Consider the following 9,292-nt stretch of genomic DNA (forward strand, 5'->3'; position numbering starts at 1 on the left):
TTTTGCGGGCCGACCGGTCCGAGCGGGTCGAGATAACCTTTTAACCCCGCTGAAAAAAGAGTAGGGTGGCATACTGTTGCCAGTGTGTAAATGAATGACATTCGAACGATCAGCAACGAACGACCGGACCGTAGAGGAGCGCTGCGACGACTGCCTGCTGCCGATCCGGAAGCGTCTGGACGCACCAATCGAGCGGGTTGACGATTGCACACTGGAGGACTTCGACGGTAACGGGTCTCTCGATCGCTTCTCCGGCACCGCCATCGTGAACGTCGGTCACGACAACGGGGCCATCGGCGACGCACTCGAAGCCGAGGCCGCAGGTGGAACCGATGTCTGACGAATCACGCGCGACAGCATTCCGAGAGTCCGTTCGGGGCTCGTCGGTCGAACTCGCGTACGCCGGCCACAAGACGTTCCTCAAGGGCGACCCCCGCGAGGTCGAGAACGTCGGCGACGTCGACGCGGCCGCGCTCGGGATCCCCTACGACGGCGCGGTCTCGAACCGCCCCGGAGCCAGATACGGACCGGAGGCGATCCGTTCGGCCAGCGGCTGGTGGGCGTACCTCTCCGATTACAAGGGCGGGCTGACGAACATGCAGACCGGCGAGCAGGTCAACTTCGACGACCTCACCGTCGCGGACTGCGGCGACGTCCCGGTCTTCCCGATGGACAGCGAGACGACGGCCGAGAGCATCACGGCCCACGTCGCGACCGTCGCAAAACAGACCTTTCCGGTCGTCCTCGGCGGCGACCACTACTGTACGTTCCCCGCCGTTCGCGGCTTCGCCGAGGGGGCCGGCCACGACCGCGTCGGCTTCGTCCAGATCGACGCCCACACCGACACCGTCTCCGAGAGTCCGGTGTTCGGAACGGACTTCCACGGCTCGAGTACGGCGCTGATCGCCGACTCGCCGCACACGGAGTACGGCGACGTGAGCCAGGTCGGCATCCGCGGCTACGAATCGCCCGACTTCTTCGAGTTCGCCGACGAAACGGGACTGAACCTCTACACGATGCGGGACATCGAGACGGAAGGCATCGTCTCGGTCGTCGAGGACGCGATCGAGGCGGCGGCCGAAGACACCGACGCCGTCTACGTCAGCTTCGATATCGACGCCATCGATCCGAGCGTCGCGCCGGGAACCGGCACCCCGGTCCCGGGCGGTCTCACCGCCGGGCAGGCACTGAAGACGATGGAAGTGCTCGGCGCGAGCGACGCGGTCGGCGCGGTGGACCTGATGGAGGTCGCCCCGCGCTACGACGCCACCGAAAGCACCGAACGGATCGCCGCATACCTCCTCGTGACGCTGCTCGAGCGACAGTTCGCAGAATGATCGACACTCCCACAAACCGATGACGAAGACACCGACGCCGACACCGACGGTCGGAACCGAGCGAACGAGCGACGTCGCCGAATCGGTCATCCGCGAGATGACCCGAGCGGCGATCAGCGAGGGCGCGATCAACCTCTCGCAGGGTATTCCCGACGAGGACGAAACGCCGCCGGAGATCAAGCGGGCCGCACAGGAAGCCATCGACACCGACAGCCAGTACACGATCACCTGGGGGCTGCCGGAACTCAGGGAGGCCGTCGCCGAGCGCTACGCCGACTGGAAGGGCGTCACCTACGACCCAGAGACGGAGGTGACGATCACCAGCGGGACCAGCGAGGCGATCATGTCGACGATGCTCTCGCTCGCCGGCCCCGGCGACGAGGTGATCTACTTCGAACCCGTCTACGAGAGCTACATCCCCGCGAGTCAGTTCGCCGGGGCGACCGCGATTCCGATCGACATCACCGACGACCTCGAGATCGACGTGGATCGACTCGCCGACGCCGCCGAAGACGCGCGGATCCTCGTGCTCAACACGCCGATGAATCCGACAGGGAAAGTGTTCAGCCGCGCGGAACTCGAGGCGATCGAGGAGATCGTCTTCGAACACGATCTCATCGTGCTAACCGACGAGATTTACGAACACATCGTCTACGACGACGACTACTGCAGCCCCGTCGAAGTCGGCAACCTCGCCGAGCGCACCGTCGTCTGTACGGGGATGTCGAAGACGTTCAGCGTCACGGGCTGGCGCGTCGGCTTCTGTCTCGCGCCCGAGTACCTCTCGAAGGAGCTGCGAAAGGTCCACGACTACACGAGCATCTGCGCGCCCACGCCGTTCCAGCGGGCCGGCGTCGAGGCGCTGTCGCTCCCGGATTCGTACTATCGGGAGCTGTCGGACTCCTACGAACGGCGGCGAAATCTCCTCTACGACGGCTTGCTCGAGGCCGGATTGGAGCCGGTCAAGCCGGACGGCGCGTACTACATCATGACGCGGTACCCGACCGACGAGTCCGACATCGAGTTCTGTTACCGGCTGATCCGCGAGGCCGGCGTCGCCGCGGTCCCCGGCAGCAGTTTCTACACCGACCCCGACGCGGAGGCCGACTGGATTCGGTTTACCTTCTCCCGAAATCGGGCGACGCTCGAGAAGGCGATCGATCGACTGCTCGAAAACCGCTGGTGGTAGGCTGCGCGCGCCGGTGCGCCGGGTGGCTCAGTTCGTCGTCGACCGCGAGTTGTCCTCTGGCTCCGGCGGCGGTTCGGCGCCCTCGATCGCTTCCGCAGCGTCGGTATCCTTCTCGACTTCGACGTGCCAGCGGTCGATCTCCTCGTCGAACTCGGCGAGGCGATCGGAGACGTCGTCTTTGAGGGCGTCGTCGTTGACGTTGACCTCGAAGACGAACTGCTCGCCGTTGCCGCCGTTGCGCGTCGACTGCTGGATGTTGGCGCTGACGAGTTCGTTGTCGAAGTAGTACGGCGCGAGTTGGGTCATCACGTTCTGGTAGACCGTGTCCTCGACCCGGCGGAAGGCCTTGCGGCTAGCGGAGTCGGCCGCCCGCGCGACGTAGTCGATCGACTCCTTCCAGTTGCCGACCGCGGCTTCGGCGTCGTCCTCCTCGAGTCGCTCGTACGACTCCGAGAGCTTCTCGCCGGCGGTCTTGATGTCCTCATCGGGGTTCTTGCCGGCCTTTTCGCCCTTTCCCTCCTCGATACTGGCCTGCTCGGACGTCTTCTCGCTGACGTCGGTATCCAGAGTCTCGTGTGCCTTGGGCCGCCACTCCTCCCACTCCTCGAACGCGCGGGCGAAGTTCGCGTGGTAGTCTGCATCAGGGTCGTGGACGCCGGCGTCTCGGAGCGCGCGCGTGATGCGCTCGCCGTGCTCGACGATGTCGCCCCAGTCGCCGCGGACTTTGAATCCCGAGATACTCTCTTCCATTCGGCTGGCCGGGTGGTAGGAGATGGACCGCTATAAACTTCCTTGCTGCGAGCAAATGGTGCCGGCGAGCGGGCGTCGGTACTGTCGATCCCCCGAGTCTATCGACACCTCTGAGCGGGCACCGGACGATGCACTGATCATCGAGCAAACCGACCGTTCCGTTTCGATCGTTTTCAGCCACTACTCGAGCTTTTCGAACTGTCCGTCGCCGAAGACCGGCCGTCAGTTCGACCGCCTCGAGTCGGTAACTCCGAATTGGACGCCTCGAACGCGGCCGACGACGGTGACCGACCGGGAGGATCGGTCAGTGAGAGTGCTCACCGTGGCGCAGCCTCCCGCCGTCCGCGGCGGACCGATACGATGAACTACCCGGCGACAGCCTGTAGAGATATGCCGATCGAAGACCGGGACAACGCGTATCTCATCACTCACGCACTGGCGAAAGACACGCTCTCGCGGCTTCGCGACGTCGAGACCGAGCAGGTCAGCTTTCGGAAAGGGCTGGTGAAACTCGGGCGCATCTGCGGCTACGAGATCATCGACGGCCGGATGGAGACCGAGTACGTCGAGATCGAGACGCCGCTCGAGCCCACGATGGGCGAGCGCGTCCGCGGGCTCGACGACGTCGTGATCATCAACGTCCTGCGCGCGGCGACGCCGTTCGTGGAGGGGCTGCTGAAGGCGTTCCCCCGCGCGCGCCAGGGAGTCATCAGCGCGAGTCGCGACGAAGAGGCCGGCCGCGACGAGGACGGCTCGTTCCCGATCACCGTCGACTACGTGAAACTGCCCGAGATCACCGAGGAGGACACCGTGATCGTCGCGGATCCGATGCTCGCGACGGGGAGTACGATGTGTACCGTCCTCGAGCACGTCATCGAGAACTCGCCGGAGCCTGAGAACCTGATCGTCCTCTCGGCGGTCTCCGCCCCCGAGGGACTGCTCCGCGTCGACGAGGAGTGTCCAGAGGCGGACCTGCTGACGGTGTCGATCGACGACTACCTCGACGACGACGGCTTCATCGTCCCCGGGCTGGGCGACGCCGGCGACCGCGCGTTCCGGACGACCTAAACCGTCACTCGGCTGCCGTCGCCTTTTTGCGAGTCGCCTGTGAGTCGAAGACATGGACTACAGCGTCGTCGATCCGGACGAACTCGAGCCGACCGAAGACCGAGACTGCGATCTCCGCCGGGTGAGCGAGCCCGCCAGCCTCGAGAACGTTGCCATCAACCGCTTTCGAGCGGAGCCCGGCGAGCAGTTGCCGCTGGCCTACCACTACCACGAGCAACAGGAGGAGGCGTTCATCGTCCAGTCGGGGACGCTTCACGTCGAAACCCCCGACGGCGAGTACGAGGTGCCGGCGGGGTCGGTGTTCGCGGTCCGGCCCGAAGCGCCACAGCGGGCGTACAATCCCGCGGACGCCGAGGCAGCGGTCGAGGTCTTCGCGATCGGTGCGCCGCCGGTCAGGGGTGACGCCGTCGCCTACGAACCGGACGACGAGTGATCGGACTCTCGCGACCGAACTCACGAGCATCCACCCGTTACGACTCGAGTGACCTCCGGTCGTCACCGAGTGCGGCTACTGGTCCGTCCCGCAGGTATCGATCCCGAACAGTGCGTTCATCGGGCAGCGCTGGATGATCGCGGTCGCGAAAATATCGCTCCCGGCGACGAACGCGAGCGTGCCGACCGTTCGATTCCGGTTTCGGTAGCCGAATACGAGTAACGCGAGGCCGACCACGACGCGCCAGACGCGATCGAACCCGCCGACGTTTCGATCCATGCGCGGAACCACGAGTGCGACGGCCGTAGGGATTTCCCTGCAATCCAGTGGATCTCCTCGCGGTTATCCGGTGCACTCGAACCCCTTCGTTTCCGGTCGAACCGACCGCAGCAGGTGTTCTGAGGGAGGAGGAGGGCTGTCGGTCGAGGCGAAACGGTCATCTGGGATTTCTGCGGGATTCGCGATCGTGTTTACTCCTCGGACTCCGACTCGTCGTCCCCGCTCGAGAGCCCGTCCGTTCGCTCGCGCTCGAGCGCCGGCGGGGCCTCCTGCGAGTCGGCGTAGCCGTCGAACCAACGGGCGATGCGCTCGAGCCGGTCGACGACGTGAGCCGGTTCGCCGGAGCGGGAGAGTTCGTGGCCCTCCCGCGGGTAGCGAACCAGCCGCGTGTCGACGCCGTGTTTCTGCAGGCCGAGGTAGAACAGTTCGGCCGTGTTCGCGGGCGTGCGGTAGTCGCGGTCGGAGTGCATCACGAGCGTCGGAGTGTCGACCCCGGCGACGTGGGCGGCGGGTGACTGCTCCCAGAGGAACTCGGGTTCCTCCCACGGCGTCGCCCCGAAGTCGCCCTCGATCAGCTTGAACGCGTCCGTCGAGCCGTAGAAGCTCGTGAGATCGTAGACGCCGCGCTGGGAGACCGCGGCCTCGAAGCGGTCGGTCTGGGTGACCGCCCACGCGGTCATGAAGCCGCCGAAGCTGCCGCCGGTGACGAACTGCTCGTCTTCGTCGACGTACTCGCGCTCGCAGACCGCGTCGACCCCGGCGAGTACGTCGGTTAGGGTGACCTCGCCCCAGTCGCGTTCGATAGCCGTTGCGTGGTCCTCGCCGTAGCCCGTCGATCCCCGTGGATTACACCAGAAGACGACGTAGCCCCGCGCCGCGAGCGTCTGGAACTCGTGCCACATCGTCCCCGCGGTCGTCCACTGGGCGTGCGGGCCGCCGTGAATCTCGACGACGAGCGGGTACTGTTCGTCGGTCGCGTCGGCGTCGAACTCGGGTGGCGTGAGCAGCCAACCCTGAATTCGGTGACACTCCTCGACGTCGCCCCCGTCTCCGCCGATCTCGTCCCCATCGTTGCCGACTGCCGTCTCGCCTCCGCCGTTGCCGTCGGCCGTCTCGTCGACCTCGAACCACACCTCTTCGGGCTGTCGAACAGGTTTGTCCGCGAGATAGTCGGCGTTGACCCGCGTCAACCGGTGGACCTCGTTGCCGCCGCGCGTGGTGACGAAGACGTCACCAGGGTGGTCCCACTCGCTTATGACGTAGGCGACGGCGTTCTCGCCGACGGAGAAGCCGCCGATGTCAGTGCCGTCGCCGTACACCTTCGTCGGCTCCTCGCTCGCGTCGCCCGGCACTGACCACAGCACCCGCGACCCCTCGTCGGGCGTCGAGAGGTACAGCGTCTCGCCGTCGGGCGCCCACTCGAAGCCACAGCGGTGGCCGACGGTGCGATCCAGCGACTCCGTCGGCGTTCGTTCCTCGCCGGTCTCGCGGTCGTGGACTCGGATCTCGGTCTGGCGCATCGAAGCGTTCTCCTCGGGCGTGTACTCGAAGGCGATCCGGCCGTCGTCGGTCGCCTCGAGCGACGAGACCCAGCCCGTCGTCCCCGTGAACGAGTCGACGGCTCCCGACGAAAGATCTCGTTCGTACAGTTCGTACGCGAGCGAGTCGTCCGGCACTTCGCCGGTCTTGGCGGCGTAGTAGACCGTCTCGCCGTCGCCCCACGTCGGCGCGACGTAGTCCCGCTCGACGGGCTGGCCGTCCGTGCCGGTGAGCCGCGCGATCGCGTCGCCGTCGGGGTCGTCAGTTTCGGAGGACTCGAGCGCGGCCGCGACCTCGAGCGCGTAGACGTGGCTCCGGCGGCCGTCGAGGTACTCGGTGCCGGCGCGGTAGATCATCCGATCGATCACGCGCGGATCCGGCTCCTCGGACTCGTAGTCGGGATCGACCGCGAGGTCGCGGTCCGCCTCCCGGTCGGCCGGGGTGACCTGCTGGGTGAAGAGTAGTCGGGAGCCGTCGGGGCTCCACTCGAGGTCACCGATGCCGCCGACGACCGACGTCAGCCGTCGCGCTTCGCCGCCGTCGGTCGGGACGAGCCACAGCTGCTGACGGTCGGTCTCGCCGCGGGTGCTGGCGAACGCGAGCCAGTCGCCGTCCGGACTAAAGCGAGGCTGGCTGTCGACGCCGTCGCTGGCGGTGAACTGCATCGGGTCGTCGCCGCCGACGGGAACGACGTAGATCGTCGCGGTGTACGACTCGTCGTCATCGGGCGTTCGACGGACGAAGGCGACGCGCTCGTCGCCGGGTTCGAACTGCGGATCGCTCACCTGCACGAGGTCGTGGTAATCGGCGGCCTGAATCGGTCGCATAGTCAACACTCCCCGGTCGCGGACCTTGTTCGCATCGATACGTTCAGCCTCACCGACTCGGCACTGCTCGTCGGGCCGTTCCCACGCAATCGGACTCGAGCGGTTCAGTTACTTTTTCAATATGACGGGCGTAGGTGTCGTCCGTGGCCGCTGGAAACACACCCGATCCGATCAGCGCGGGCGACCGAGGATCGGATAGATCGGATACAGCGTTCGTGGTCGCAAGCGGCGTGTACAGCGGCGTCGTTCTCGCCGGGTTCCTGGTGGTGCTCGCTGTGGTGTCCGGATCCTGGCCGCTCGGCCCCGTCGCCACCTACCCGCTCGGCTTCGCCGGCGGATTCGTCGGCGGCGGAGCGCTCGCGAGAGCAGACGGACACCTCCCGGCCCGACTCGGCCGAACGCTCGGTCGTCGACTGGCCGTCGTCGCTCCGGCGCTCGTCTTCGGTCTCCTCTGGCTCGTCACACTCGAGGGTATCGCCGGAGACGTCGCACTCGTCTCGGCGATTCTCGTCTTCGCGGCGGGCTACGTCCTCTCACAATTGGCCGGGAATCGATACGTCGACAGCGCGACGCCCGGCGACCCCGAGGAAACCTGGCGGTGGGACCCGCCCGGCTCCCTCCGGCTCGACGCCGCGCTCTTCGTCTTCTACGTCGCGCTCGGCGCGGGCAACGCCGCCAGCGGAAACTGGGAGCAGGCGCTGCTGTGGCTCTCACTCGGGATCGTCTGGATCGGGACCTGTCTCGCGGAAGGCCGGTGGGCGTTCGGGCCGGGACGGGATCGCTGCGAGATTCAGGTCTACGAGAACGGACTCGTCAAGCGACGGCCCTACACGAAGTCGTTCGTCGCGTGGCGGGACGTCGATCACACCCGTCTTCGGGGCGACGAACTCGTCCTCGATTACGGCCTGCGCGACGTGCGCTTCGACCGCGACGAACTCGAGGACCCCGACGCCGTTCTCGAGGCCATCGATCGGCGGCTATCGACCGCCGAATCGCGATATCAGTAGCGAATCCCGCTTTCGCCATGCAATTTTGCCTGTGAACGTCGCGGCAAGTAGAGGTAAAGGCATTACCGGGGCGCGCCATCTACTTGCAGATTAGCTGTCAGAAACGGCGTGCTGAATATAGAGGGAGTATCCATCACGGCGATCCGCATTATTTCGTCTAGCCGATCCTGAACTAACCGATACAAAGACGTGCTTATTGACCGTATCTCCACCCAGACGGTACGGACGCATTCCAAGCCCCATATCGCAAATAGAGGACCTCCTGCCCGAACTCACAACTCAATTGGTTCGTCGAGATTTGGATCGGTATCGATGATCGTGGATAGATGGGGCTGTAGCTGGTCGAACTGTTCTGTTGGTACTATGAGTTGCCGGTCCGAATCGTATTCGATGACCCCTGCAGATTCCAACTTTGGAATGTGCGTGTGGGTTAGCGAGACTCCAATTTCTGTTAGCACCTCTTCAGAAGCGTCGGTAACTGGCGTGTGATGATTACGGGTAAGAATCACTGTTCGGAGGTCATTCACCGTCAGCGAACGCTGTTCTGCGGCGAGTACTGAAAGGACGATGCGACGGTGTTCATCTCTACACAGGTCGATTACCGTGTTGAAGTCAATGGTCTCTTCGGTCATTATGCAGTCAATTTTGGTAACTTTGGGGTTTTTGGGTGTCCTGCAGCCCGACGGTGAAAACTGTGACCAGACATAGTTACTAATTGGTTTACTGATCCAGTCGGACAAGGAAGACCATTGTTCCAACAATCCATTTAAATAGCCTTCCGGATCAGTCGAAGTCCGCCGATGTCGAGAGTAGGGCTTCGCTGAGAACCTGTTCCGTCCCCCGTCGCATTCGATTTGACATGG

The 9,292-nt window shown here is 64.8% G+C and carries 10 protein-coding genes; 6 read left to right on the forward strand and 4 right to left on the reverse strand.

The window, feature by feature from the left end; translation table 11 throughout:
* The first annotated feature begins 94 nt into the window (after window positions 1-94).
* From ACSFDB_RS17765 to ACSFDB_RS17775, 3 genes are read left to right on the forward strand one after another with little or no spacing between them, the layout of a single operon-like run.
* Window positions 95-340, forward strand: coding sequence for an aminotransferase class III (locus ACSFDB_RS17765; RefSeq protein WP_440772240.1), 246 nt, complete (start codon window positions 95-97; stop codon window positions 338-340).
* On the forward strand, window positions 333-1,337 hold the full coding sequence (locus ACSFDB_RS17770) for an agmatinase family protein (protein WP_440772241.1): 1,005 nt from the start codon (window positions 333-335) through the stop codon (window positions 1,335-1,337). Before ACSFDB_RS17765 ends, ACSFDB_RS17770 begins: the two co-directional genes overlap by 8 nt.
* A 19-nt stretch (window positions 1,338-1,356) precedes the next feature.
* The gene (locus ACSFDB_RS17775; RefSeq protein WP_440772242.1) at window positions 1,357-2,526 is read left to right on the forward strand and encodes a pyridoxal phosphate-dependent aminotransferase; all 1,170 of its coding nucleotides are present in this window, start codon (window positions 1,357-1,359) and stop codon (window positions 2,524-2,526) included.
* A 27-nt stretch (window positions 2,527-2,553) separates the two neighbouring features.
* Here ACSFDB_RS17775 and ACSFDB_RS17780 read toward each other — a convergent pair whose 3' ends face one another.
* On the reverse strand, window positions 2,554-3,276 hold the full coding sequence (locus tag ACSFDB_RS17780) for a DUF5828 family protein (protein ID WP_440772243.1): 723 nt from the start codon (window positions 3,274-3,276) through the stop codon (window positions 2,554-2,556).
* 390 nt (window positions 3,277-3,666) lie between these two features.
* On the opposite strand from ACSFDB_RS17780, the gene upp reads away from it, so the two are divergent.
* A complete protein-coding gene (upp, locus tag ACSFDB_RS17785; RefSeq protein WP_440772244.1) occupies window positions 3,667-4,344 on the forward strand; it encodes a uracil phosphoribosyltransferase in 678 nt (225 codons plus the stop codon).
* Between the two features lie 52 nt (window positions 4,345-4,396).
* Window positions 4,397-4,777: a cupin domain-containing protein gene (locus ACSFDB_RS17790; RefSeq protein WP_440772245.1), complete on the forward strand. Its 381-nt coding sequence runs from the start codon at window positions 4,397-4,399 to the stop codon at window positions 4,775-4,777.
* Window positions 4,778-4,852: 75 nt separating this feature from the next.
* On the opposite strand, the gene ACSFDB_RS17795 is transcribed toward ACSFDB_RS17790, so the two are convergent.
* Window positions 4,853-5,056 carry a YgaP family membrane protein gene (locus ACSFDB_RS17795; RefSeq protein ID WP_440772246.1) on the reverse strand — a complete coding sequence of 68 codons (204 nt, stop codon included), beginning with the start codon at window positions 5,054-5,056 and terminating at the stop codon, window positions 4,853-4,855.
* 191 nt (window positions 5,057-5,247) lie between these two features.
* Window positions 5,248-7,422 carry a S9 family peptidase gene (locus ACSFDB_RS17800; protein ID WP_440772247.1) on the reverse strand — a complete coding sequence of 725 codons (2,175 nt, stop codon included), beginning with the start codon at window positions 7,420-7,422 and terminating at the stop codon, window positions 5,248-5,250.
* A 143-nt stretch (window positions 7,423-7,565) separates the two neighbouring features.
* Here ACSFDB_RS17800 and ACSFDB_RS17805 point away from each other — a divergent pair, with 143 nt between their 5' ends.
* Window positions 7,566-8,429, forward strand: a complete 864-nt coding sequence (locus ACSFDB_RS17805) for a hypothetical protein (RefSeq protein WP_440772248.1) — start codon at window positions 7,566-7,568, stop codon at window positions 8,427-8,429.
* A gap of 272 nt (window positions 8,430-8,701) precedes the next feature.
* Here ACSFDB_RS17805 and ACSFDB_RS17810 read toward each other — a convergent pair whose 3' ends face one another.
* The gene (locus ACSFDB_RS17810; RefSeq protein WP_440772249.1) at window positions 8,702-9,061 is read right to left on the reverse strand and encodes a DUF7344 domain-containing protein; all 360 of its coding nucleotides are present in this window, start codon (window positions 9,059-9,061) and stop codon (window positions 8,702-8,704) included.
* Window positions 9,062-9,292: the final 231 nt, after the last annotated feature.

This window comes from Natronorubrum amylolyticum, assembly GCF_052040145.1.
Lineage (GTDB): Archaea > Halobacteriota > Halobacteria > Halobacteriales > Natrialbaceae > Natronorubrum.

Excerpts from the sequence above, each read along its gene's own strand:
- ACSFDB_RS17765 (WP_440772240.1), top strand. The coding sequence starts at position 95 with ATGACATTCGAACGATCAGCAACGAACGACCGGACCGTAGAGGAGCGC.
- ACSFDB_RS17770 (WP_440772241.1), top strand. The coding sequence starts at position 333 with ATGTCTGACGAATCACGCGCGACAGCATTCCGAGAGTCCGTTCGGGGC.
- ACSFDB_RS17775 (WP_440772242.1), top strand. The coding sequence starts at position 1,357 with ATGACGAAGACACCGACGCCGACACCGACGGTCGGAACCGAGCGAACG.
- ACSFDB_RS17780 (WP_440772243.1), bottom strand. The coding sequence starts at position 3,276 with ATGGAAGAGAGTATCTCGGGATTCAAAGTCCGCGGCGACTGGGGCGAC.
- upp (WP_440772244.1), top strand. The coding sequence starts at position 3,667 with ATGCCGATCGAAGACCGGGACAACGCGTATCTCATCACTCACGCACTG.
- ACSFDB_RS17790 (WP_440772245.1), top strand. The coding sequence starts at position 4,397 with ATGGACTACAGCGTCGTCGATCCGGACGAACTCGAGCCGACCGAAGAC.
- ACSFDB_RS17795 (WP_440772246.1), bottom strand. The coding sequence starts at position 5,056 with ATGGATCGAAACGTCGGCGGGTTCGATCGCGTCTGGCGCGTCGTGGTC.
- ACSFDB_RS17800 (WP_440772247.1), bottom strand. The coding sequence starts at position 7,422 with ATGCGACCGATTCAGGCCGCCGATTACCACGACCTCGTGCAGGTGAGC.
- ACSFDB_RS17810 (WP_440772249.1), bottom strand. The coding sequence starts at position 9,061 with ATGACCGAAGAGACCATTGACTTCAACACGGTAATCGACCTGTGTAGA.